Annotated in this window: 16 protein-coding genes; 4 read left to right on the top strand and 12 right to left on the bottom strand. The window is 68.5% G+C overall.

What is annotated here, in order from left to right; translation table 11 throughout:
* Positions 1 to 179 precede the first annotated feature (179 nt).
* From C0R07_RS16015 to C0R07_RS19945, 3 genes are all read right to left on the bottom strand, one after another.
* Positions 180 to 806, bottom strand: a complete 627-nt coding sequence (locus C0R07_RS16015) for a LysE family translocator (RefSeq protein WP_102789412.1) — start codon at positions 804 to 806, stop codon at positions 180 to 182.
* A 215-nt stretch (positions 807 to 1,021) separates the two neighbouring features.
* Positions 1,022 to 3,895, bottom strand: coding sequence for a TonB-dependent receptor (locus C0R07_RS16010; RefSeq protein ID WP_102789411.1), 2,874 nt, complete (start codon positions 3,893 to 3,895; stop codon positions 1,022 to 1,024).
* Positions 3,896 to 4,094: 199 nt separating this feature from the next.
* On the bottom strand, positions 4,095 to 4,265 hold the full coding sequence (locus C0R07_RS19945) for a hypothetical protein (protein ID WP_167390394.1): 171 nt from the start codon (positions 4,263 to 4,265) through the stop codon (positions 4,095 to 4,097).
* Positions 4,266 to 4,427: 162 nt separating this feature from the next.
* Between C0R07_RS19945 and C0R07_RS16005 the strand changes: the two genes are divergently transcribed.
* Together C0R07_RS16005 and C0R07_RS16000 are read left to right on the top strand one after the other, a co-directional pair.
* Positions 4,428 to 6,416 carry a transglycosylase SLT domain-containing protein gene (locus C0R07_RS16005; RefSeq protein WP_428991915.1) on the top strand — a complete coding sequence of 663 codons (1,989 nt, stop codon included), beginning with the start codon at positions 4,428 to 4,430 and terminating at the stop codon, positions 6,414 to 6,416.
* 59 nt (positions 6,417 to 6,475) lie between these two features.
* Positions 6,476 to 7,696 (top strand): multifunctional CCA addition/repair protein, encoded by a 1,221-nt coding sequence (locus tag C0R07_RS16000; RefSeq protein ID WP_102789410.1) that lies wholly within the window; start codon positions 6,476 to 6,478, stop codon positions 7,694 to 7,696.
* 103 nt (positions 7,697 to 7,799) lie between these two features.
* Here the strand turns inward: C0R07_RS16000 and C0R07_RS15995 are convergent, their stop codons facing one another.
* From C0R07_RS15995 to C0R07_RS15975, 5 genes are read right to left on the bottom strand one after another with little or no spacing between them, the layout of a single operon-like run.
* Positions 7,800 to 9,734 carry a sialate O-acetylesterase gene (locus tag C0R07_RS15995; RefSeq protein ID WP_254427880.1) on the bottom strand — a complete coding sequence of 645 codons (1,935 nt, stop codon included), beginning with the start codon at positions 9,732 to 9,734 and terminating at the stop codon, positions 7,800 to 7,802.
* The gene (locus C0R07_RS19940; RefSeq protein WP_167390393.1) at positions 9,731 to 11,182 is read right to left on the bottom strand and encodes a 2-dehydro-3-deoxy-6-phosphogalactonate aldolase; all 1,452 of its coding nucleotides are present in this window, start codon (positions 11,180 to 11,182) and stop codon (positions 9,731 to 9,733) included. Before C0R07_RS19940 ends, C0R07_RS15995 begins: the two co-directional genes overlap by 4 nt.
* Entirely contained in the window at positions 11,179 to 12,102 is a 924-nt protein-coding gene (locus tag C0R07_RS15985; RefSeq protein ID WP_102789409.1) for a 2-dehydro-3-deoxygalactonokinase, read from the bottom strand. Before C0R07_RS15985 ends, C0R07_RS19940 begins: the two co-directional genes overlap by 4 nt.
* A complete protein-coding gene (locus tag C0R07_RS15980; protein ID WP_217350031.1) occupies positions 12,099 to 12,836 on the bottom strand; it encodes an SDR family NAD(P)-dependent oxidoreductase in 738 nt (245 codons plus the stop codon). The genes C0R07_RS15985 and C0R07_RS15980 overlap by 4 nt, the downstream gene beginning before the upstream one ends.
* A 31-nt stretch (positions 12,837 to 12,867) precedes the next feature.
* The gene (locus C0R07_RS15975; protein ID WP_167390392.1) at positions 12,868 to 15,531 is read right to left on the bottom strand and encodes a TonB-dependent receptor; all 2,664 of its coding nucleotides are present in this window, start codon (positions 15,529 to 15,531) and stop codon (positions 12,868 to 12,870) included.
* Positions 15,532 to 15,767: 236 nt separating this feature from the next.
* Here C0R07_RS15975 and C0R07_RS15970 point away from each other — a divergent pair, with 236 nt between their 5' ends.
* Complete coding sequence (locus C0R07_RS15970; protein ID WP_102789407.1) at positions 15,768 to 16,700, top strand: dihydrodipicolinate synthase family protein; 933 nt, start codon at positions 15,768 to 15,770, stop codon at positions 16,698 to 16,700.
* Positions 16,697 to 17,866 carry a mandelate racemase/muconate lactonizing enzyme family protein gene (locus tag C0R07_RS15965; protein ID WP_102789406.1) on the top strand — a complete coding sequence of 390 codons (1,170 nt, stop codon included), beginning with the start codon at positions 16,697 to 16,699 and terminating at the stop codon, positions 17,864 to 17,866. The genes C0R07_RS15970 and C0R07_RS15965 overlap by 4 nt, the downstream gene beginning before the upstream one ends.
* A gap of 572 nt (positions 17,867 to 18,438) precedes the next feature.
* On the opposite strand, the gene C0R07_RS15960 is transcribed toward C0R07_RS15965, so the two are convergent.
* The 4 genes from C0R07_RS15960 to C0R07_RS15945 form a co-directional block, all read right to left on the bottom strand.
* Complete coding sequence (locus tag C0R07_RS15960) at positions 18,439 to 19,761, bottom strand: MFS transporter (RefSeq protein WP_102789405.1); 1,323 nt, start codon at positions 19,759 to 19,761, stop codon at positions 18,439 to 18,441.
* A 96-nt stretch (positions 19,762 to 19,857) separates the two neighbouring features.
* Positions 19,858 to 20,577: an IclR family transcriptional regulator gene (locus C0R07_RS15955; RefSeq protein WP_102789404.1), complete on the bottom strand. Its 720-nt coding sequence runs from the start codon at positions 20,575 to 20,577 to the stop codon at positions 19,858 to 19,860.
* A gap of 70 nt (positions 20,578 to 20,647) precedes the next feature.
* Complete coding sequence (locus tag C0R07_RS15950; RefSeq protein WP_102789403.1) at positions 20,648 to 21,670, bottom strand: S41 family peptidase; 1,023 nt, start codon at positions 21,668 to 21,670, stop codon at positions 20,648 to 20,650.
* A gap of 159 nt (positions 21,671 to 21,829) precedes the next feature.
* Positions 21,830 to 24,823: an autotransporter domain-containing protein gene (locus C0R07_RS15945; protein WP_254427879.1), complete on the bottom strand. Its 2,994-nt coding sequence runs from the start codon at positions 24,821 to 24,823 to the stop codon at positions 21,830 to 21,832.
* Between the last annotated feature and the right edge of the window lie 87 nt (positions 24,824 to 24,910).

Raw genomic sequence — 24,910 nt, 5'->3', positions numbered from 1 at the left:
GCGCAGCACCAGCGCCGGGCCCCGGTAGTGCCGGCCGCTGGCCGGCAGCCTCATGAACGATGAAAGTCCTGCCTGGTTGCCGGCCAGCGGCCGGCAGCTTCATGAACGATGACGGTCCTGCCTGGTTGCCGGCCAGCGGCCGGCACTACCATAAACGCCGCGCGCGCAGCGCCAGATCATCACGGCCTTGCGCGCAGCAGCGCCAGTCCAAACCCGATGAAGATCGTGCCGACCACACGGTCGAACACCTTGCGCAGCCCCGGCTTGGCCAGATGCCCGGCCAGCCCGCGGCCACCGGCGGCATACACCGTGTACCAGAACATCTCCATCACCGCGAAGGTGCCCACCAGGATCACGAACTGCGGCAGCTGCGGCTGGGTGAGATCAACGAACTGCGGCAGGAACGCCGAGGCGAACAGCAGCAACTTGGGGTTGCTGATGCCGATGATGAATCCATCGCGGAACAGCACGGTACGTGAACTGGGCACCAGCGCCGTGGTGCTGCCCACATCGATCGGCGCATCACCGCCGCGCCAGGCCTTGATCCCCAGGTACACCAGGTACGCCACGCCCGCGTAGCGCAGCACGTCGAACACCATCGGCGAGGCCTTGAGCACCGCGCCCAGCCCGGCGGCGGAGATCGCCAGGGCCAGTACCAGCGCGGTCAGGCAGCCGGCCATGGCGGCGATACTGCGACGGAAACCCACGCGCACGCTGCGGGTCATCACGTGCAGCATGTTCGGGCCGGGCGTGCCGCACAGGACGAACACGGTGACGGCGAAGATCCACCAGGTATGCAGGTTCATGGCAATGCCGTTCAGGAGAGGTAGTGCCGGCCGCTGGCCGGCTCCCCATGATGCCTCACGCAGACAGCACCGGCATGCCAGGCACGCGCGGTGGCCGGTGTGCGCAACGCATTTGTCCGTCCCTGCACGCAGCGGGGCCTGACCGGCACTGCTGCAAGCCGGCACCGGGGCGCCCTGATGGCGCCCCGGTGTGTCACCTTCGCATCAGCCCGCGATCAGAACCGCAGGTCCGCGCGCACGTACCAGTAGCGCCCGCGCGGAATGTCGTAGGTGGACGCGTCATAGCCGTTGAGCGAGCACGACAGGCAGATCGGCGGATCCTTGTCGAACACGTTGTTCAGGCCGGCGCTGAGTTGAAGACCCTTCATCCAGTCGACCTTGTAGCCCACCTGCATGTCGTGGAAGGTGGTGGCCGACAGTTCATTGGTGCCTTCGGCCTGGTTGCTGCAGATCGGGAAGGCGGCCACATCGCCGCACTCCTCGGTGAGCTTGGAGATGTGGCGCACCGTCCAGGAGGCGTTCCAGTTGGACAGGTTCCAGCTCAGCGTGGCATTGCTGGTCCACTCCGGGATCGAGCTGTCGGCCACTTCCACACCCGGCTCCTGCGGCTGCTTCTGGCCGGCTGCCCCCAATGCCTCATAGCGGCCGACGAAGGTGTTCTGCCAACCGAGCTTGAACTGCCCGATCTCCGTCTGCGGCAGGGTCCAGAACAGATCCACGTCCCAGCCATCGGTCTTGATGGACCCCAGGTTGGTCAGCCGGTTGTTGAAGCCGCTGACCGCACCGGTGCCGGCACGGGTGATGCCGTCGCAGTACAGCGGGTCCAGCGTATCCACGCACAGGTCGAGCTGGGTCTGCGCGTTGATGGCCTGGATCGCACCTTCGATGTGGTGGCGGTAGAACGTCACCTCCACGTCGAATCGCTCCGACCAGGACGCATTGCTGCCGAACCACGGGCTCCACACGAAGCCGGCGCTGAAGCTGCGCGAGCGCTCCGGATCCAGCTCTGCGTTGCCGCCGGTGGTGACCGAGATCTGCGAGTTAGCCTGCTGGAAGCCGTCCGGCACGCCGAGTGCGGCGCAGTTGGCGGCACTGCCGCGCGGCGGCGTACCGCCGAGCCCTACCGAGCAGGGATCGAACAGCTGCAGGTCGGCGCGCGCGGCCGAGCCGTACAGCTCGCCGATGGAGGGTGCGCGGAAGCCTTCGGCGTAGCTGGTGCGCAGCACGAAGTCATTGGTCACCTGCCAGCGCAGGCCGTACTTGGGGGTGAACTCGCCGCCAAAGGTGGAGTAGTCCGAGTAGCGACCGGCCAGGCTCAGGTCGAGCTTCTCGCCGAGCGCGCTCTTGGCGAAGATCGGCACGCTCAGCTCCAGGTAGGCCTCGTTGACATCGTAGGAACCGGAGGTGGGCAACGACGGCACGCCGTTGTAGTGGCCGATCACGGTCAGCGGATCCGGATCGTAGCGGCCCTCGTACTTGCGGTATTCATAGCCGGTGGCGAAGGAGACCGGGCCGGCCGGCAGGGTGAACAGTTCGCTGCTCAGGTTGGCGGTGAACAGGCTCAACTCGTTCTGGCTGCGGTCGCGCACCACCGGCTGGATCCAGCGCAGCATCTCCGGGGTGATCGAGCCGACGCCACCGAAGATGTTCAACGGTACGCAGCCGGGCGTGGCCGCACACAACGCGGGATCACCCAGCGCCATGTTGACCTTGTAGATGTCGTAGCTGCCGTAGTTGGTCTGCTCGGCCTTGTTCTTGCTGTACATGCCGTTGAGGTCCCAGAACCAGCTGCGGTCGGCGGCCTGGAACTGGCCGACCAGGCCGGTGGCGAAGTACTGGGTATTGACCTCCTGCTCGAACACGCGCGCGCCGCCTTCGACCGGGCGACGGCCGATCAGGCTCATGTTGCCCGAGGCGACCAGATCGAAGCCGAACGGGTTGTAGGGATTGAGCCCGGAGACGACGATGTTGTCCGCCAGCGGATTACCGGTGGCGCCATCGGGCCCGAAGAACAGCGGCTCCGGTGCGGCCTGGTTGGTGGACTCGCGACGGTTGCCCAGTGCCTTGATGTACCACTGGATGTCATCGGTGAGGTCGAAGCGGAACTGGCCGAAGATGCCCTTCCGCTCGGACGGCGTGAGCACCATGTTGTACTCGGCGAAGTTGAACCGGTCGGCCGAGGTGAAGCAGTGGTAGTCATCGCTGCGGGTGCAGCCGGCGCTGCCGTCGTAACGCGGGCTGCTTACGCCGGTATTGGGCACGATGTCCTGCTTCGCACCGGTGTTGGGGTCGACGAAAGAGAAGCGTCCCTGCGGAATGCCACCGCTGCCGAAGGCCAGCCCGGTGCCGGGAATCGGGAAGCGCGACTGCTCGCGATCGCGCGCATACACCGGGTCCTGCTTGGTCCAGCTCGCCCCCAGGAACAGGGTGTAGCGGTCACCGCTGGTGCCCCAGGCCAGGTCCACGCCCTTCTGGGTGCCATCGCCCTTGGTGTACTCGCCGTAATTCATCGTCACCTGCGCGCCGTCGAATTCTCGGCGGGTGATGATGTTGACCACACCGGCGATGGCGTCGGAGCCGTACAGCGACGACGCGCCGTCTTCGAGTACTTCGATGCGCTCGACGATGGCCAGCGGGATGGTGTTCAAGTCTGTCGCCGCGCCCACGCCGGAGGCGGAGGATTCGTTGACCCACCGGATGCCGTCGACCAGCACCAGCACGCGCTTGGCACCCAGGTGCCGCAGATCGACCTGGGCCGAGCCCGCGCCCACCCCGCTGCCATCCGGCGGGAAGCCGAAGTTGCCCGAGGAATTGAACTTCGCATTGAGCGCCGAACCGGAGCCGGTCAGCTGCTGCAGCACATCGCCGATCGAGGTCAGGCCGGTACGTTCGATCTCGGTGCGGGTGAGGGTCTGGATCGGCACCTGCCCTTCCACCTCGGCCCGCTTGATGCGGCTGCCGGTCACTTCCACCCGGTCCAGATCGGTCGTGCTGCGGGGCGCGTCCTGCGTGCTGGCCAAGGCCGGCGCAGCCAGCAGCAGGCACAGCGATACGGCAACCGCCAGCGGGCGGTGATGCGGGTTGTTCATTCGCTCTCTCTCCAAAGGAATGTCGGGCTGGGCTGCCGCGCCCCCTGCATGGCGGCAGCGTCTCCTTTGTAAACAACCTGTAAATGTGAAGGAGTGACGTGCGCCTCGCTTTCACGGGAATTCGACAAAACCGACTGCGCAGGGTCCAGCTATGGAGGCATCTCCCGTGCGACGCGTAGGAACGCAAATGTCGCTGTTTTCAAGGGTCGTTGAAGGCATCCAAGGCGGGCGTCGTGCCGCTGCTGCGCGAACGCCATCCGCTTGATGCCAGGATTCGGGTGGCGACCGGAACCTTGGCATTTGCGCCATCCAGCGCGTCGGAATCGGCTTCAGTGCGCAGCCGTTGAACGTCGCCCGCACGGGCATCCACGTGCTACACCGCCCATGATGCGGTGGGATCGCGATCGGCACGTGCTTCCCACGTCCGTGGTCACCCGTGGAGCGATGGAACGGTGATGCGAATGGCGCGCCTAAGCGGCAGCTGTTCATCCTCGAGTCGGCTTGCCCTCACTCCCTTTCACCCCGCGCCGTTATGCTTTCCGGCATGACTCGACTTCCCCTGTATTTCTTCAGCGCGACCGTCCTGCTGGCCTGCACCGGGGTCAGCCCGGTGGCCGATGCCCAGAACCTGGATGCCCAGCGCGCGCAGCTCAAGGCCGTGATCGACAATGCCGAGCGCGGCCAGTTCGATCCTGCCCAGGCGGCGGCACTGAGCAGGCACCCGCTGTATGGCTGGGTCGAATTCGCCAACCTGCGGCGCAACATCGATACCGTCAGCAACGTGCAGGCGCAGGATTTCCTGAAGCGCTACAACGGCCAGGCGGTGGCCACCAGCTTCCGCAACGTATGGCTGCCCGCGGTGGCGCGGCGCCAGGATTGGCCGACGCTGCTCGCCAACTGGACCGACACGACCAACGTCGGCCTGCGCTGCGCCCAGCTCAACGCACGCCAGGCTACCGGCAAGGCCGATGCGCAGTGGGTCAGCGAGGCGCAGGCGATCTGGCGCAGTACCGGCAAATCGCTGCCCGATGCCTGCGATCCGGTGTTCGCGGTGCTGGACGCCAAGGGCGGCATGAACGCCGAACTGCGCTGGGCGCGCATCGATGCCGCTGCCGATGAGCAGCAGCCGGCGGTGATGCGCAGCGCCGCGCGCGGCCTGCCCGCTGCCGACCTGGCGTTGGCCAACACCTATGCCGCCTTCGTCGACAGGCCCAACGCCAGCGCCTTGAACTGGCCGCGCAACGAGCGCAGCCGCCGCATCGCCACTGACGGCCTGGCCAAGCTGGCCAAGGCCGACCCGGGTGCGACCGAGCAGCAGCTGCCGCAGTACGCCGACGCCCTGCAGCTGAGCGCCGCCCAGCGCGCGCAGGTGCTGTATCAGATCGCGCTGTGGACGGTGGCTTCCTACGGTCCCGAATCCGCCCGCCGCCTCAATGCAGTGCCCGAGTCCGCCTACGACGAACGCCTGCACGAGTGGCGCGCACGTGAGGCGCTGTCGCGCGGCGACTGGCCGGCGGCGCTGACCGCCATCCGCAAGATGGGCCCCACCCAGCGGGCCGACTCGCGCTGGCGTTATTTCGAAGCGCGCATGCTGGACAAAACCGGCAAGCGCAGCGAGGCGCAGGCCGCCTTCCGTGAGGCAGCCCGCGCGGCCACCTTCCATGGCTTCCTGGCGGCCGACCAGCTCGGCCAGAACTACACGCTGTGCCCGTGGGAACCCAATGACAGTGCCCAGGCGCAGGCGGCAGTCGCCCGTGACCCGGCGATCGTGCGGGCCATGGAACTGTTCAAGATCGAGCGTGCCGGCTGGGCCGTGGCCGAGTGGAACGACGCGCTGAGCCGCTACGACAACACGCAGCGTCGCCTGGCCGTGGAAGTGGCGCGCGACAACGGCTGGTTCGACCGTGCGGTGTTCTCGCTCGGCAAGACCCCGGACGAGCAGCGCCTGTATTCGCTGCGCTTCCCGCTGCACCACGATGACAGCATCCGCCGCGAATCGGCGCGCAACGCGATCGACCCGGCCTGGGTGGCCGCGGAGATCCGCGCCGAAAGCATCTTCAACCCGAAGGCGCGCTCGCCCGCCAACGCGATGGGCCTGATGCAGGTGCTGCCGGCGACCGGCGCGGCCGTGGCCAAGTCGATCGGCCTGACCAACTACGGGGGTGCCGCCAGCCTCTACGATCCGGACACCAACATCGCCATCGGCACCGCCTACCTGCGCCAGCTGATGAACAAATACGAGGGCCTGCCCTACGTCACCATCGCCGCCTACAACGCCGGCCCGACCCCGACCGCCCGCTGGCAGTCGCAGCGCCCGGGGTTCGATCCGGACATCTGGATCGAGACCATCAGCTACAAGGAAACCCGCGAGTATGTCGCGCGCATCCTGGCCTTCAGCGTGATCTACGACTGGCGCTTGAACGGCGATGCGCTGCCGGTGACCGACCGCATGAACGGCCGTCTGCAGGTCAAGCGCAAGACCTTCGCCTGCGCGGCCAATGCCGACAAGGGTGGCGACTGACCGGCTCCGGTATGCGAACCGGTTGGCGTGGCCTTGGTCCACTGCGGCATCATGGGCACATGAAAATCTATCTGGTTGGCGGCGCCGTGCGCGACCGCCTCTTGCAGCGTTCCCCCGGCGACCGCGACTGGGTTGTCGTCGGGGCCACCCAGGCGCAGATGGAAGCGCAGGGCTACAAGGCCGTGGGCCGTGATTTCCCGGTGTTCCTGCATCCGGACAGCGGCGAGGAATATGCGCTGGCCCGCACCGAGCGCAAATCCGGACGCGGCTACCGCGGTTTCGTGGTCGATGCGGACCCGTCGGTGACGCTGGAAGAAGACCTGCAGCGCCGCGACTTCACCATCAACGCCATCGCCTGCGACGAGGCCACCGGCACGTTGGTGGATCCCTATGGCGGCGTGCGGGATATCGAGCAACGCGTGCTGCGCCACGTCGGCCCGGCCTTCATCGAAGATCCGCTGCGCGTGCTGCGTGCGGCCCGCTTCATGGCGCGCTTCGCCCCGCTCGGCTTCACCGTGGCCGAGGAGACGATGGCCCTTATGCAGCAGATCGCCGCCAGCGGTGAGCTTGAGGCACTGGTGCCCGAACGTGTCTGGCAGGAGCTGCGACGCGCCCTCGCCTCCGCGCGGCCGTCCGCCTTCCTGCGCACGCTGCATGATGCCCATGCACTGGGCCCGATCCTGCCCGAGCTGGAAGCACTGTATGGGGTGCCGCAGCGCGCGGAGTTCCACCCCGAAGTGGATACCGGCGTGCACCAGGAAATGGTCAGCGACCTGGCCGCGCAGCTGGCACCGGGCGATGACCTGATCGGCTTCGCCGCGCTGACCCACGACCTCGGGAAGGGCCTGACCCCGCCAGAGGAATGGCCGCGCCACATCATGCATGAGCAGCGCGGGGTGGCCCCACTGCGTGCCCTGGCCGAGCGCTTGAAGGTGCCGGTCGATCACCGCCAGTTGGCCGAAGCGGTCTGCCGCGATCATCTCAACGTGCACCGCATCGACGAACTGCGCGATGCCACCGTGCTGGAACTGCTGGCCCGCTGCGACGGCTTCCGCCGCCCGGAGCGGATCGCGCAGATCGCGCTGTGCTGCGAGGCCGACAAGCGTGGCCGGCTGGGGTTTGAAGACAGCGATTATCCGCAGGGCGAAACGCTCACGCGCCTGCACCAGGCGGCGCTGGCGATCCAAGCGCGCGACCTGGACCTCACCCACCTGAAGGGACCGGCTGTGGGTGAAGCGCTGGCCAAAGCGCGTACGCGGGCGATTGCGGCGGTGCGTTGACCTATGGGATCAGCCGGCCGCGGCGACACGCCACGGCGGCTGCAGAAACCGTTCGAGCACATCAGAGAGGGTTATCTTCTCAAGGCCATATGCAACGCGGGCGCTACCGGATGGGCACCTCGAACGGCCCGGCGGGCAAGCCGTTGCGGTCGTAGAGCGTAATGACCGGGCTGCCCGCCCATCCATACCGGACCCGGGTGACCTGCCCTGCGCCGTCAGCCTCAAGCACCACGTCGTTGCCGTCTATATGCGCCTGCGCGTAGCGGCAGCTGGCCTGGGTATCCCCGCAGAGTTCAAAACCGACCGGCGACAGTCCTCCGTGAGCGACCAGTCCGCTCTCGATGTCGGCAAAGGCAACACGCACGCCGTTGCCACCGCGGCGTGCCTGCACCGGCACCGGCCCGGACGCTGGCGCAGGATCGGCGTAGGCCAGATGAAGCGCGGCACGCGCCAGGCGTTGCCCCACTGCCTGCTTGTTGGCCGGGTGCAGGTCGTCGTGCTCGCCGATATCCAGCGCCACCACCAGCGCCGCGTGCGGATCGGCCGCCACAACCCTGCGCTGCGCCTCCCGTAGCTGCGCCCAGTCGCTGGCCTCTGGTTGCAACGGCGCCGGGCCGAAGCCGGCCAACTGCACTACCAGCAGCGGCAGCGTGCTGCCGAAGCTGGTGCGCAGGCTGGTTCGATAGGCGGCCAATTTCGCGGCATAGGCCCCAGCCTCGAAAGTATTGGATTCCCCCTGGTACCACAGCGCGCCCCGCAGGCCATACCCGGCCAGCGGCGCCACCATGCCGTTGTGGAGGGTGCCCATGCCCCACGACGACAGCCATGGCGCGGTCGGTGGCATGCGCTGGGCTGCCGGTACTGTCTGGTAGTCCCACGGGCCGGCAAGCGGCAGGCGTGACCCGTCAGCCAACCCCAGTGCGCGCGGCTCCACCGGCAGGCCCCCTTCGCGATACGTGTTGAGCACGTTGACCACCAGCGTGTTCGCACCGGCGTGCAGCGTGCCGGCCGGCAGCACATAGCGTCGCGCCAGCCCGGCACCGAAGCTGCTGCCCACGATGCGACCGTTGATCCAGGTGGTGTCCAGTTCGTCGATCCGCCCCAACTCCAGCACGCTGGGCTGCCCGGCCTGCGCGGCGTCAAGCTGCAGCGTGGTGCGGTACCAGCCCATGCCAAGGTGGTCGGCCAGTGCCGGCGCAACCCACGCCGTCGTGGGGGACGCCCTCTGCCAGGGACCGGTATCGTCAACGCGCCATGGCTGGCGCATATCGGCACTATCGCGCTGCCAGGCCTGTTCCCACTGCGCGCCCCAGGCCACCAGTGCCGCCGCCGGGTCCTGCGCGTACTGGTCCAGCACGGCCAGGGCCGGCGCCTGCCCATCGACCCGGCGCAGCGCATCGGCGCGTGTCCAGGCCTCGATGCGCGACCCGTTCCACGACGCATTGATCAGCCCCATCGGCACATCCACGTCGCGTTGCAGTTCGCGCGCGAAGTAGTAACAGGTGGCCGAAAACCCCCGCACGGTGTCGGGCGTGGCGGGCTGCCACTGCGGTACATCCGCGAAGCGCTGCCTCGGCACCGCGCTGTCCTGGGTGGGAATCTGCAGCAGGCGGATGCGACCGTGGGTGGCTGCCGCCACTTCGGCGCGAGCGTCCAGCGTGCGCTCTACCGGCAGGGCCATGTTGGATTGGCCACTGCACAGCCACACGTCACCGATGAGCACGTCATCCACGCGCTGTTGCCGCCCCTGCGAGGCCACGTTCAACACATGCGGGCCGCCGGCCGGCAACGCGGGCAGGGTCGCCTGCCAGCGGCCGCTGCGATCGGCGCGCACGCGTTGCGCATGCCCGGCCAGCTGCAGGTCCACCCGTGCGCCCGGTGCCGCCGCGCCCCATACGGCAATCGGGCGGTCGCGCTGCACCACCATGTGGTCGGTGAACGGCGCGTCCAGCAGGGCCGGCGCTGCGTGAGTCGCCGCCACCGCAAAAAGCGCAATGAGCAGCACGCCGACCCGCCCGGCAGGCCGCTGCCGACTCACGGCTGGACCGCGAACAATCCGCCGGAACCGGGCCACTGTGCCAACGCCTGCTCGCCCAGTCGTGCACGCGCGGTGCTGATGAACAGCCGTCCGTCGGGCGCGAAGCACAGGCTGCCCACGTGCGGCGCCGGTACCGCGAGCGTGCGCAGGACGGCGCCGTTGGCGGCCAACTCCACCACCGAATGGCCGCCCCACATCGCCACCCACAGGTGGCCATCGCGCGCCATCGCCATGCCGTCGGGCTTGCCCGGCACGCCCAGGAAATCGGTGACCACCTTCGGCTCGCCCAACGTGCCTGCCACCACATCGGCCGGGTAGGCGAGCAGGGTGCGGGCCAAGGTGTCGATCACGAACAGGGTGGTTTCGTCAGCCGAGAACGCCATGCCGTTGGCCACGCCCAGGCCGTCGGCCACGCGCCGCGCCGGCGCATCCACGGCCGGCGCATGGAATAGTGCGCCGCGTCCAGTGAGCAGGCCTTGATGCATCGACCCGCCCCACAACCCGCCGCGGCTGTCGGTGACCAGATCATTGAGCCGGCACCCTGCGCCGACGTCCACTTCCGGGCCCGCCTGCAGCGGCCCGTCGGGCGCAAACGCGACAAAGTGCGTTTCGCCGTTGCCCACCAGCGTGCCGTCGGCCATGGCCAGCGACCAGACCGGCTCGGGCAGCGGCACCCGTTCGCACTGGGTCCCGTCCCAACGCAACAGGCAGGGCGCAGTCGGATCGACCCAGCGCAGGACACCGTCGGCACCGAACACGGGCGATTCGCCCACGGTGGTGCGCGCGTCGCACACCAGGGTAGCGCGCGCCGGTGCCGCCGCCTGCACGGCGTGCATCCAGCGGGAGGCACGCTCCCCCACCGCCTCGGCACTGCGGCCGGGCCGGTACAGGTCGGTGCCCACGCCGAAGGCGCTTACCCCCGCCTCGCGGAACTCAGCAACCTGCGCGGGAGCGACGCCGCCGACGGCGATCAAGGTAACCCCGGCCGGCAACACCGCCGACAACGCCTGCAGGCGCGGCTGCGCACCGTTGGCCGGGAACGCCTTCAGATGGCGCGCACCGGCGGCGATTGCGGCGAAGGCTTCGGAGGCCGTGGCAAACCCCGGCACCGGCACCATGCCGTGCGCGATCGACGCGGCGATCACCGCTGCATCGGTGTTGGGGGCCACGCAGAAGGCGCAGCCGGTGGCGGCCAACTGCTCGACCGCTGCGGTGCTGACCACGGTCCCCGCGCCGATCAGCATGCGCCCCTGGAAATGCGCCGCCAGGGTGCGGATGGTGCGCAGCGGGTCCGGTGAATTCAGCGGCACTTCGGCCAGCCGCACGCCGGCGGCGTACAGCGCCTCGACCACCGCGATCGCCTCGTCACCGGGCAGGCCGCGCAGGATCGCGATGATGCCGGTACGCGCCAGCGCGGCGTCGAATGTTTCTGCGTGCTCGTCATTCATGCCAACGCTCCGGCTGCCTGATGCAATGCAAGGAAGCCGCGGGTGGAGGCGTCCTGCGAGGGAATGGAGCGGCTGCCGCCGCCCAGTTCGACCAATGCGCGTGCATACAGCGCGCAGACCGGGGCGGCCCCCACCAGCGGCACGGCGTGCAGGGCCTGCGGCCACTGCCGGCGCACATCGGACAGCTCGGCGCCGATCAGCAGCCCGCGCAGATAGGCCGCGCCATCACGCCGTGGCAGGTCGCCGCGGATCACCTTCGCCCGCGCACCAAACAGCAACGTGCCCAAGCCCATGCCGCCGTCGTGCGCGGCATGCAGGCCATCGATGAAGGCCGCCCCGTCGTGCGCCGGCCCATCGACCACCGAGGCAAGCAGGCCGGCGGCGGTGAGGCGATCGAATATTTCACCGGACATCGCGGTCATGAAGGCCACCACCGTGCCGCCCTCCAGCTGCACCCATTTGCTGTGCGTGCCCGGCAGCGCGACCACGCCGGTGTCGGGCACCGCACCGGCGGCGACCAGGCCGAGCAATTCGGTTTCCTCGCCGCGCATGATGTCCGGCGCGCCGTCCGGCCGCCGACAGGCCAGGCCGGGCACGATCGCCACGGCATGCGCCCCTATCTGGACCGGGTGCAGTTGGCCGGCCAACGCGTCCAGCGTGGCCGGACATTCCACATAGCCCGCATCGCTCCAGCCGATGTTGGAGCCCACCATGCCACTGGCGTAGATGCGCGTGGCCTGCGGCCACTGCGCCACCACATCCTCCAGCAGCGCCTGCATCTGTGCCCGCTCCAGCCCCGCAATGCCGCGCGGCTGTTCGATCGCGCCGGTCACCTGGCCGTCGTGGCCGATGCGGAACGCGCGGAAATTGGTGCTGCCCCAGTTGATGCCGATGATGTACGGCGTGGCTGCCTCACTCATTGCCGGGTCACTCCTGCGCCACCGTCCAGGGGAAACACCGCGCCGGTGATCCAGCTGCTGCGCGGTGACGCAAGGAACAGCGCCAGCTCGGCCGCATCGGCCGGCGTGCCCAGGCGCCCCAGCGGATGTCGCTGCACGTTGGCGTGGCGGGCGCCAGCCGGGTCGGCGGCGCGTGCGAACGAGGCCTGCAACATCGGCGTATCCACCGACGCCGGGGCGATGGTATTGACCCGGATGCCATCGGCCGCAAACTCCAGCGCGGCGGTGCGCGCCAGTTCCTCCAGTGCGGCCTTGGAGGCCGCGTAGGCCGCCAATCCGGGCGTGGCGAAGCGGGCGTTGATCGACGACACCAGCACGATGCTGCCATCGCGACCGCGCATGTCCGGCACCACCTGCCGGATCACCCGCAGCGCGCCCAGCACGTTGACCGAGTACACATCCAGCCACACCGCATCGTCGTGTGCCAGGGTGCCACCGGCCGGGCAGATGCCGGCGCAATGTACCAGGGCATCAAACGGACCCACCGCAGCACGCAGCTGCCCGATCGCGGCGGTAACCGCCTCGGCCGACCGCAGGTCGGCGATCGCGGTGGCCTGCCCGCCGTCGCTGGCAACCTGGTCCAGCGTGGCCACCGTGGCGCCGTCGGCACGCAACCGCGCCACCACCGCCGCGCCGATGCCACTGGCCGCGCCGGTCACCAGCGCCACGCGCCCGTGCATTGCCGTATCGCTCATGCCCTGCCCTTTCCTTCCAGAAGATCCATGCTCAGAACCGGTAGGTCAGGCTGGCCTTGTAGGACCGGCCGAATACCACGTTGGTGCGCAGCCCTTCGGCATATCCATCGAAGGTGCGCTGCTCGCTGTCCAACAGGTTGTTGCCTTCCACCTTCAGGGACAGGCGGTCGCTGAAATCGTAGCTCATCGATGCCGACAGATCCTTGTAGGTGTCGTTGTAGATGCCGGTGGACGCGGCCGACAGGCCGACCAGGTATTCGTCACGCCAGTTGTAGGCCACGCGGATGCCGAACGGACCGTTCTCGTAGTAGCCGATCAGGTTGGCGTTGTTCTTGGACAGGCCCGGGAAGGTCAACGCGCTGCCGTTGATGTCGGTGATCGGCGTTTCCGAATCGATCCACGTGTAAGTGGCGACCACCCCGAAGCCGTCGAACATGCCGCTGAAGGGCACCTGCGCCAACAGCTCCACGCCTTTTACCTTGGCCTTGTCGCCGTTGATCTTGCGCAGCACCAGGTAGTTGACGTTGTTGTAGGTCTCCGCGCTCTGGCGCTGGACAATGAAGGTGGAGACATCCTTGTAGAACAGGCCGGCCGACAGCAGCCCCTGGCCGCCGTAGTACCACTCCAGCGACAGGTCGTACTGGGTGGCCTTGAACGGATCCAGGTCCGGGGCGCCGCCGCTGCCGGTGCCCGGCGAGGTCTGCACACCGTTGCTGTCGAACACCGCGTTGTTGTTGAGGGTGACGCCGTTGTTGAGGTCTTCGGTGTTGGGGAAGGCCACCACCTTGGCCGCGCCGCCGCGCAGTATCAGGCTGTCAGTGATCTGCAGCTTGGCCACCGCCGAGGGCAGCACCTCGCGATCGTCGCGCTCGAACCGCGAGGGGCTCAATGCGCCGCTGCCGCTGATCAGGTTGCCGCGCGAGGTCAGGTCGCGGCCGACGAAGCGCACGCCCAGGTTGCCGCCCAGCGGCATGCCGGCCACGTCGGTGTCCCAGTTGAGCTTGGTGTAGGCCTCCAGGAAATCCTCGTCGACGCTGAAGGTGGCCGCGTAGGCCAGCGCGTTGTTGCGCGGGTCCAGGCACTGCGCGTTCTGTGAGATCTGCGGCAGCGTGGTGAAGCTTTCACAGCCCCCGAAGGTGCTGCGGAACGGCCCGAGGTAGGCACGCGGCAGACCACTGAACTCGCCCGGCAGGAAGTCGTTGTTGCTGTACACGCGGATGTACGGCGCCATCTGCGTGACCGGCACCCCGCCAACCGGCCGGATATCGGCGCGGCGCGGATCCTGCAGGCTTTCCAGGCGGCTGAAGCGTGCACCGAAGTCCAGCGAGCGCAACGGGCCATCGCCGAAGGCCAGGCTCCAGTCGGTGCGCAGCGCGCGCGAATCGGTCTGTGCGCGCCAGTCGTTGTCGAACATGATGGTCATGCGCCACTGCGATGGATCGGTCAGGTCGATGCCGCTGACGTTGAAGCTGCCGAAGCTGCCGCTACGCAGGTCGAAGTCGGTGACCGAACTGCGCCCGGCCATCGGCGCCAGGCGCATATAGCGCTGGTTGTAGTTGGCGGTGGAGCGGCCCCAGTCCAGCTCGGCCGAGCCATCCAGGCGATCACCGACGCGGAAGCCCGCGCGCAGCGCGGTGGACAGCGTGTCCGAATCGATATCAGCCGATTCGGCATTGAGCAGCACCGTGCCGGTGGAGCGCCCCGCCAGCAGGATGTCGTGGTCGGAGTAGACCGCGTTGCTCAACCCCGCCGAGGGATTGAAGGCGATCCAGTAGCGGTCACGCTCGGCCTTCTGGCGCGAATAGAACGTATCCCAGGTGAGCTCCACCCCGTCGGTCGGCCGCCATTGCAGCACCGCGCTGACGCCGACCTTGGTGCGGTCATCGTCGATGTTCTGCGCACGCATGTCGGTGCTGCCGAAGCGGGTGCGGGTAGGTTCGGCGGGGTCGGTATAGCGCGCATACCCGGAGAAGGTGTCCAGGCCCTGCTGCACCACGTTGCGGCGACCGTAGGTGGCCGACAGCAGCGCACCGAAGCGGCGGTCGTCGCTGCGCCGTGAGATCAGCCCGAACGCGTTGTGCCCCCAGGCGTCGGACATTTCATCGTAGGTGCCGGCCAGGCTCACCACGTTCTGGTCGCTGTCGCCGGACAACGGCTGGCGGGTGTGGATGTCCACGATGCCGCCCAGCCCACCGGAGAGCTGGTCGGCGCCAGCCAGCTTGGTCACCTCCAGACGCGAGATCAGCTCGGAAGGCACCAGCGAGAGCAGGCCGTAGGTGGAGGTGGCCAACTGGTCCAGGCCGTTGCCGCCGCGCCCGGTGGCGTCGACGATCTGGCGGCCGTTGTAGAGCAGCACGTTTTCTTTCAGGCCGCGCACCAGGATGTCGCTGCCCTCGCCCATGCCGCGCTCGAGCTGCACGCCGGCCACGCGCCCGAGTGACTCGGCCACGTTGGTGTCGGGCAGTTTGCCGATGTCGTCGGCCACAATCGCGTCGACGATCTGCGCCGAGTCACGTTTGAGATCCCGCGAGGCTTCCAGGCTGCCGCGGATGCCCACGACGCTGACCGCGTCCAGGGTCTGCGCCTGCTGTTCGGTGGTTGGGGGGGCCGGGGCGTCCTGCGCCGTTGCCAGCACGGGCGCCAGCAGGCAGGTGCCCAGGGCGATGAACAAGGTGGAACGTCGAAAACGATGCATGGATCGGACCCTCTCCCAAGGTAGGGACCCAGACCGGACTGCCGGCTGGATCCAGCGCTTTTCCGTCATTGCTGCTGCGCTGCGGCTTGGCAGCGTGTAGCTAATATAGCAATATGTTTTGGCCGCGCACGCTGCAATGCAGCGAAAACTGATGGTTCCTTTGCGGCATGTGCGGGAACCTCCCCTCCATAGTGTTGCTATCCACGGCACACACAGTTCAACAAGGACCCGGCGCAATGGCCGTTCTGCAAGGTGTCTTCCCCATCCTCCCCACGATCTTCGACGCGCACGGCGCCCTCGATGAACGCGGCACCGAGGCGGTATTCGAGTACATCCTGGCCGCGGGTGCGGCCGGCGTGGTGTTCCCGGGCCTGGCCAGCGAGTACGACATGCTGTCGTTGGAGGAGCGGTTGCACCTGACCGCGTGCATCGGGCGCTGGAACCGCGGCCGGGTGCCCTTCATCGTCGGCGCCAGCGCGAAGACGCTGGAGGATGCGGTACGGCTGGCGCGTGCCGGTGGCGAGGCCGGGGCCGAGGCGGCGATGGTGTTGACCCCGCATGCGCTGGCCGGCGATGCCGCGGCGATGGCGGCGTTCTTTGCCCGGCTGGGCAGCGAGTCGGGCGTGGCGGTGATGTTGCAGAACGCGCCCGCCCCGATGGGCGTGGGGCTGGGCGTGGACGAGGTGGTGGCACTGACCGCGCAGGTGCCGGCCATCGCCTACGTCAAGGAGGAAACCATGCCGTCGGGCCATCGCATCACCGCATTGTCCGAACGTGCCGGCGACAGCGTGCAAGCGGTGTTCGGCGGTGCCGGAGCACGCTACGTGCTGGACGAACTGGCACGCGGCGCGGTGGGCACGATGCCGGCCTGTGAGATCACTGAAGTGCATGTGGCGATGTTGGCCGCCTGGGCCGACGGCGACCGCGACCGCGCGCGCGACCTGTTCGAACGCACCCTGCCCCTGCTGAGCATGCAGGCGGTGTTCCGCTGGCGCCTGACCAAGGCGATCCTGCTGCGGCGTGGCCTGATCGGCAGCGACCACGTGCGCGCGCCGGGCCCGTCGCTGGACCGGCATGACCAGCAGGAACTGACTATCCTGCTGGACCGCATCGGCGACCTGCTGCCGATGGATACCGTTCCCGGCCAGGCCACGAGACATTCCGCATGAGCGTTGTCAGCAAGGTCGAGACCTTCATCCTCACCGTGCCACGCACCACGCCGTACCTGGGTCCGCTCGGCGCGGGCGAACGGGTCAACGCGCGGGGCTATCTGGTACGCCGCGGCAACGGCACGCTGTACCCCACCGTGGACCGCTCGGTGCTGGTACGGGTCACCACCGCCGATGGCGCGGTGGGCTGGGGCGAAACCTATGGCATCTGCGCACCGCGTGCCACCTGCGAGATCATCAATGACCTGCTGGCCCCGGAACTGGTGGGTCGCGATCCGCAGGACGTGGAAACGATCTGGGATGACCTGTACGGGTTGATGCGCGTGCGCGGCTGCGGCAGCGGTTTCCATACCGACGCGCTGGCTGCGCTGGACATCGCCCTCTGGGACCTGCGCGCACGTGCGGCGGGGCAACCGCTGTGGGCGCTGCTCGGCACGCGCCAACGCGACAGCATTGCCGGCTATGTGTCCGGCCTGCCGGCGGCCACCGTGGACGAGAAGGTGGCCATGGCCCGCACGTTTGCCGCACAGGGGCATGACGCGTTCAAGGTGCATGCCGTGGTCAGCCACGACGGCATCGCCGAGGAAATGGCCGCGCTGCGTGCCGCGCTGGGCGAGCAGGTGCAGCTGATGGTCGACCTGCACTGGAAGTTCGACCATGCCCAGGCCCTCGCACTGGCGCACGAGCTTCTGCCCAGTCGACTGACCTTCATCGAAGCGCCGTTGAAGCCGGAGGACGTGGCGGGTCTGATCGCCCTCGGGGCAGACAGTCCGATCCCGGTGGCGGCAGGCGAAGAGTGGCCCACCGACTACGTGGCACGCCTGCGGCTGGACGGCGGCACGCTGGCGTACGTGCAACCGGAGATGGGCCACACCGGCATCACCCAGTTCCTGCGCATCGCCAGGCTGGCAGCGCGCCGTGGCGTGCAGGTTGCACCGCACGCGACCATTGGCGGCGGCATCTTCATGGCCGCCAGCCTGCATGCATCGGCGGTGATCGACGGGCTGTGGCGGCACGAGTGGCAGCACTCGATCTTCTCGCGTTCGGTGGAGATGCTGGACACCGACATGGCCTACGCGCACGACGGCTATCGCCTGCCCAGCGGCCCCGGCCTGGGCGCGGTGCCGAACGCCCGTTTCTGGGACCACACCGAAGCGGTAGCGTAGTGCCGGGCTCTGCCGCGCCCCGGTGTCCCTACGGCAAGCGGATGACGAACGCGTCGCCACGCGCCCAGTAAACAAGATGCCATTGCACGTAGCGCCGGGCTCTGCCCGGCTACTGTTCGCAGGCGCTCCTTTTTGGTTCTTCGCCCCTTTGAGGGGAGCGTATTGTTCCAACGGCCGTCGCAGAGTGCGCACGACGCTACGCGGATGGCCGGATGTGCAAGCGCCGTTTGGATCGGCCGGCGTCTCCGATCGGGGCGGTCGCGAGCGTGAGGGCCCCCATGCCCTTGGAGACGAAATAAAGGGGGAGGGGGCGGCCGCAGGCCGACGCCGGAGGACATTCGCCGAAAAGGGCATGGGGGCCCAGCGCCCGAGCCACCGACGGCTGCACCTGGAAAGCGTCAAAGCACGCTTCTGCTTGCCCCGCGTATGCGCGAAGAACCTTTTTTCTGGCATGGGCTGATGAAGGCAGCCGGGCAGAGCCCGGCGCTACGTGCGATGGCGTTTCGTTTGCTGGTCGCGTGGCGACGCGGCATGATCCGCGCGCGGTTCATTGGCGAGACGCGCGGCGTTTCTCAGCCGGCCGCAACCGCCGCAGCCTGCGGGCCGATCAAGGTCATCTTCGAGCGGCGCGCCTGCTTCAACGCGGTCCACGCCAACAGCACCGCGATGGGATGCAGGAAGGCCATCAGCACGAAGGCGCGATCGAAGTTGCCGTCGGCCACCAGGTGCCCCACCACCTGCGCCGACACCATGCCGCCCAGCGCGCTGCCGCAGCCGACCAGGCCGGCGACCGAGGCGATATAGCGCGACGGGAACAGGTCCACGGTCATCGTGGTCAGGTTGATCTGGTAGGTAAGGTGGGCGAAGGTCACCACGCAGGCCAGCGCCAGCAGCAGCGGAATCGGCGGATGCATCGCCACGAACAGCCCGACCGGTGCCAGGCACGCCGCGCCCATCATGGTGGTCAGGCGCGCACGCACCGGGTGCATGCCGCGCTTCACCAGCCGGCCGGAAATCAGCCCGCCGCCCACGCTGCCGATATCAGCGGCCACGTACACGATCCACGCCACCGACGCGATCATCGCCAGGCTCATGCCGCGTGCGTCCCCCAGATATTTGGGGAACCAGAACAGGTAGAAGTACCAGACCGGATCGGCAACCGCGCGCGACGCCACCAGTGCCCACACGGTACGGTCGCGCGCCAGCCGCCCCCACACGCCTTTCATCGAGGTGGGCGGCGCAACCGGCACCGGCGTTTCCAGTGCCGGCGTCGCGCTGGCCTCGGCTGCAGCGACGGCCTCGGTCTGCGGCGTTGCAGCCGGCACCTGCGCCTTGCGCGGATAGGCCCACCACCACGCCAGCATCCACAGCAGTCCGGCCACGCCGGTGATCCAGAACGCACTGCGCCAGCCGTAGGTCAGGGCGATGCCGCCAATCAGCGGCGGCGCCAGCGTGGCGCCGATCATCGCGCCAGCCGTGTACAGCCCCAGTGCCAGGCCGCGTTGCGGTGCGGGAAACTGCTCGGACACCACCTTGGTGCCCACCGTGTAGTTGCCCGGCTCGCCCAGGCCCAGCGCGAAGCGGGCCGCGCCCAGCTCCACCGCACTGCGCACGAACCCGGTGGCGATGTTGGCCAGCGACCACCAGCCCACGAACAGCAGCAGTGCCACGCGCGCGCCAAGCCAGTCGGTGACCCGCCCCGCCATGACATAGGCGGCCGCGTAGGCGAACAGGAACACCTGCACTACGCGCGCATATTCCAGGTCGGTCATCTTCAGGTCGGCCTGGATGGTCGTCGCCAGGATCGACAGCGCCTGCCGGTCCAGGTAGTTGATGACGGTCGAGAAGAACAGCAGCGCCAGCAGCACCCACTTGGTTTTCCCGGTCCCGCTCACGCGCCTGCACGCTTGGACATCGCTGATGCCTCCCCATCGGAAGGCTGCAACGTATTGCTATTGTAGCAACATGTCAAACCGCACTGCGGCAATCGCTCAGCCGATTTCCGCCGCCGCCGCGCGCAGCGCCGCCACCAGTTCCTCGGTGGCCGCTTCCGGGATCCAGCCGGACACGGCAATGCCGGCATGCACCGGATCGCCCATCGCGATGGCCACGATGTGGTGGTCACGTTCGTCGGCCACATGCACGCGCGCGTAGCCCTGCGCACGGGTAATGGCCAGGGTGCCCAGCAGTTGCTCGATGCCCTCGGGGAACATGGGAATCGGCCGGTCGGCATACAGCTCGCGCACGTCCTCGTCGCCCAGCTGGGCCAACAGCGCGATGCCGATGCCGCTGGTGGTGGCCGGCAGCAGCCCGATGCGACCCAGCCCGCGTGCCGCCTCGATGCCCGGCGGGGCATGGAACAGGTAGCTCACGCTGTCGTTCCAGAGCACCCCCAGCGCCACCGTGTGGCCGAACCGGCGCAGGTGTTCCAGCACCGGCAGCGCGCGCCGGATCAACCCGGAGGCAAACAGGCTCTGCGCGGCAAGCACGTGCATGCCCGGGCCCGCGGTGTACTTGCGATCGGCGGTCTGCCGCGCAATGCCGAGGTAGGCCAGGGTCTTGAGCAGCCGGTTGACCCGGGTCGGGTTGGCGTCCAGCTGCCGGGCCAGTTCACGGCAACCGACCGGCTCGGGGGAAGAGGCCAGCGCCTGCAGCGTGGCGATGCCGTCGATCAGGCTCTGGTTGGGCTGTGCATTGGGCTTGGTTCGCATCGGGAAAGCGTACTTCCCCCCCGCGGGTAATGCCACCAATAGCAACACGCCAGACCGGGGCGACGACCTTTCAGGGCAGCTTGCAGGCCGGTTGCGCCAACAGCCACGCCTGCGCGGCCGTCGTTGCATCCTGCCCCTCGGCCACAATCACGTCGGGCTGCAGGCGGTTGCCATCGCCTACGCCGTTGCGGTCGGCCATCACGCTGCCGGTCAACAGCAGCAGGCTGCCATCGGGCAGACGCTGCGGGGTATTGGAGGTGGAATAGCCGGCACTGGGCTGGCCGAAGCTGCGCGAGGCTGCCCGGCCGCGGAAGGCCAGCACCGATGCCTCGCCGGAACTGGCAGTGCGCGGCCCGAACAGGACGGCCACCGGCGCGCCCGGGTGGCGCAGCGTGTACCGCGTGTTGCTCGATCCCAACATCCCGTTCCCGTCCGACCAGATCGCGCCATCGCGATACGCCCACGGCTGCTGTTTGTCCGCGCGAAGGGACATGCCGACCGGATCACTTCCCTTGGCATCGCCCAGCAACGGGCCCAGGCCCAGCAACATGGGCCACATATTGCCGCCACTGTTGCCGCGCAGGTCGACCACCCAGCCACAGCGGTTGCCATCGTCCTGCGCCTGGATGCGCGCCTGCAGCGCAATGGCCGCCTGCTTGCGGGCCTGGTACTGCACTTCCTGGGGCTGGGTCTGGTCGTCCATGTAGGCGCCGACGTTGATCCACCCCAGCCGCGCTGTCGGTCCCGTGCTGGCGTCCTCTGTCTGAAGGGGCGCAGCGCCCATCGCTGCCTGCGTGGCCGGTGCGCGTTTCGACTCCGTGCGCAACTGGCTGGCCGATATCCAACGCCCGTGCCCGCCACTGCTGCGCTGGATCACATCGTCCAGCAGCCGCCGCGTCTGCGCCGGGTCACGCGCAGCCGCCAACTCCGCGCGGGCCTTGGACCAGTCCACGCGGTCGCGATACAGCGACTGCTGCTGCAGCAGATCCAGGATCCGCGCCTGTGCCTCGGCGCTGGGCACCTCCTGTGCATGTGCAGCGCCACTTGCCGTTGCAAGCGCCACCATCAACAGCCAACCACGTCCTGCGATCATCGTGCTACATCCCTGTAGTGAAGAGGCCGCAGCTTAGCGCTGCACGCGGTCATTGGCACAGTGCACCGTTCACATCACCAGCGACGCGTGACACTGCAACGCAGCCGGCATCGCCGATTCCGTCCGGCGTGCCGCCGCGGATTCCTGCCTGCCGTCGCCCTACCAGTCCAGCCGCAGCCCGATATTCCCTTCGATCACCTTGCGTTCCTTGCGTGCGCTGCTTTCCAGGTCATGTGTGTAATCGGCCACCGCAAACGCACTGACGTTGCTGTTGAAACGCGCCACCACGCCCATGCCCACTTCCAGCGCACGCGCATCCTGCTGGTTGAGGATGCGGTTGGTATCGAAATCGATGCGGTCTTCGCCGTCCAGAGTCTGCCAGTAGTTGAGCTTGATGTACGGCTGCCAGCCGTTGCCGGCGATGTCGTAGTCGGCAGCCAGGCGCAGGCCGACGCGTCCGGTCCAGGCGTTGTCGTTGTCAAAGCGCAACGCGGACACCGCGTCGCCGGCATCATCCACCGACGTGCGCTGCCAGATCACCTGCAGCTGGGGCTCCAGCCACCACGCACTCTGCCCGAAGCGCAGCAGCGGCTTGCCCACTTCCAGCGAGGCGGTAGTGCCATCGCCACGCACGTCGATGCCCAGCCCGCGCGAGGAGGTTGCGTCGCCGTCGTAGCGGCTCTGCATCACCACCGCGTCCAGGTAGCCACCGGCGCTGCCGGCGCGGGTCCAGTACACGCCCACGTGTTTGTCATCCAGCCGCGTGCGGCCCACCGCAACGTTTTCCCAGCCGATCGCAAAACCGGTCACGTTACCCTGCGCACGGGTGCGCCCGACAAACACGCCGAACTGGTCGCGATGGCTATCGCCCGCGTTGGCGTACAGGTCCAGGCCGGCCTGGATGCCCTGGATATCGCCATCGAAGCCGGGCTGCGCGTCGCCGTCCCACTGCTGTTCGTGGCTCTGCCCCACCAGCCTCGCCCAGGCCGCACGCACGCCGCCCTGCCCGGCCAGCAGACGCTGCTCGCCCTGGCGTTCGTGGAAGGTGCCCACGCTGGCCAGGCTGGTTTCGCGCAGCAGCGGCGGCACCACCGAGTACAGGCCGGTCTCGAAGCGGTACAGCGGAATAATGTCACCCTGCGCCGGGCGCGCACCGGGCGTGGGCGGCACCGCCAGCGGCCCGGGCACCGCCGCCACGTCGGTGGGCACCGGCGGCGGGGTGTCGATGGTGGGCGGCGCCACGTCGGCGGGATCGGCCGGCTCCGGCGGTGGCGCCGGCTCGGGCGCGGCCGGGTTGGGATCATCCGGCGGATTGACGTCCGGCGGCGGTGGCGGCGCCGGTGGCAGCTCCGCCGGCGGGGTCCCGGCGCCCTCCGGCGGCGGGGGCGGCGGCGTGGTGACTCCACCCGGCGGCGGTGTGGGCGCCGGGGTCACGCTGGCCACCAGGGTCGAGCGCAGATACCAGTTCTCGCTGGTGCCGCCGCTGACGCCGCCCTTGAACAGGAAATACTCGTAGGCACCAACAGCGACCGGGTTGTACAACGCGAACGCGGTGGGCGCGGTGGTGGCGCCGTTGATCGCCTGCACCACCAGGATGCCGTCGGCCACGGTGGACGCACCGGCACCGCCAGCGTTGAGGATGCCCACGCCGGTGGTGCCGCTGGCGCTGCCGGTGGAGATCACCAGCTTGTCCGACGCCGAACTGTCGTCGCCCAGCACCGTGTTGAGATACAGCGCGCCGCCATTGCCAACGTAATTGCCGACCACGGTGAAGGTGTCGCCCGCGCCGCCGCCGTTGCTCAGATCGATACGACCGGCGTTGGTGAGCGTGGCCAGCTGCCCGGCCGTGAACGGGGCGACGCCGCCGTTGCTGCCACCGCCGAACACCGCGCTGGTGGCATCGATGTCCAGGCGGCCGGTGCCGCTGGCGCTGTCGCCCAGCACCAGGGTGCCGTCGAAGGCCAGCTGGGTGTCGTCGCGCAGCGCCACCTGTTCCCAGTTGGCAAAGCGCGCCACGCCCCCGGTCTTGACGTTGTCGAAGCCGAGCACGTCGTTGCCCAGCCCACCGTCGAACACCGGCAGCGCGCCCAGGTGGGCGGTATTGAGGTTGGTCAGCTGCGCGACGTCATCGCCTTCGCCGAAATCGATGGCGCCGTGCACCACGCCACCGCCGTTCCAGGTCAGGCTGTCGTTGCCGAAGCTCAGCCGGATTTCGCCGCGCACGGTGCCGCCGGTGATGGTCACCGCGTCATCGCCGCCACTGACGCTGATGTTGCCGCCGATGTAGCCGTCGGACAGCACGATGGTGTCGCGGCCGAAGCCGGTCACCAGGTTGCCATCGATGGTGCCGCCGGACATCAGGAAGGTGTTGTCGTCCAGCTTCATGTTGACCCGGCCGATGCCGCCGCCGGTCATTTCGGCGTAGTCGCCATCGTCGAACGCGCCGACGATGCGGCCGCCGGTCATGCGGAAACGGTCCAGCGCATCGCCCTGCAGCAGGGCACCGATGCTGCCGCCGGTCATCAGGAAGGTGTCGATGCCCGACCCCTGCTGCACCGTGCCGGTCACGCTGCCGCCACTGATCTCCAGGCTGTCCTCGCCATCGCCCTGGTCGACGCTGTCGATTACGCCGTCGCGGATCACCAGGGTGTCGTTGCCCGCGCCCTGCAGCACACCGCCCTGGATGCTGCCGCCGAGCATGTCGATGCGGTCGTTGCCGGCACCTGACACGACGCCGCCGGTACTGCCGGCAATGGTGCCGCGGTTGGTCAGGTAGGTGGCCCCGTTGAGCTGCAGCGCGCGGCCGGCGTTGGCGATGATGCTGCCATCGTTGTTGATGACATGCCCGGTGCCGGCCTGCACGGTGATGGCGTTGCCGCTGGCGATACCGATCTGCGCGTTGGCCAGCACGTTGATGGTGGTGTTGGACGCGACACCAGCGGTGACGATCGCCACCGGATCCGGATTGGGCGCTGCGGTCGAGCAGGTCACCGTCTGGTCCTGCCCGGGCGCGGGGTTGTCGCAGCCGGCCCAGGCCGGCGCGGTACCGGCCAGCAGGACCGTGCCCAGCGCGCCCCCGCAGCCCCGACGCAGCCAATGTGAAATACGGTCTGCCAGCACGGTGCGTGCCGGCGAAACGGGCATCGAGCGCATACGCCTTTCCTGTTCTACAAGAGGGGGTACGGCAACGGCCCAGTGCTTCTACGCAGACCGGCGTCAGTACTTTTACCGCCGTGCCGT

The organism is Stenotrophomonas bentonitica, assembly GCF_002887735.1.
Taxonomy (GTDB): domain Bacteria; phylum Pseudomonadota; class Gammaproteobacteria; order Xanthomonadales; family Xanthomonadaceae; genus Stenotrophomonas; species Stenotrophomonas bentonitica_A.
Note: the sequence above shows the minus strand (reverse complement) of the source record. Positions and strands in the feature narration are given on the sequence as shown.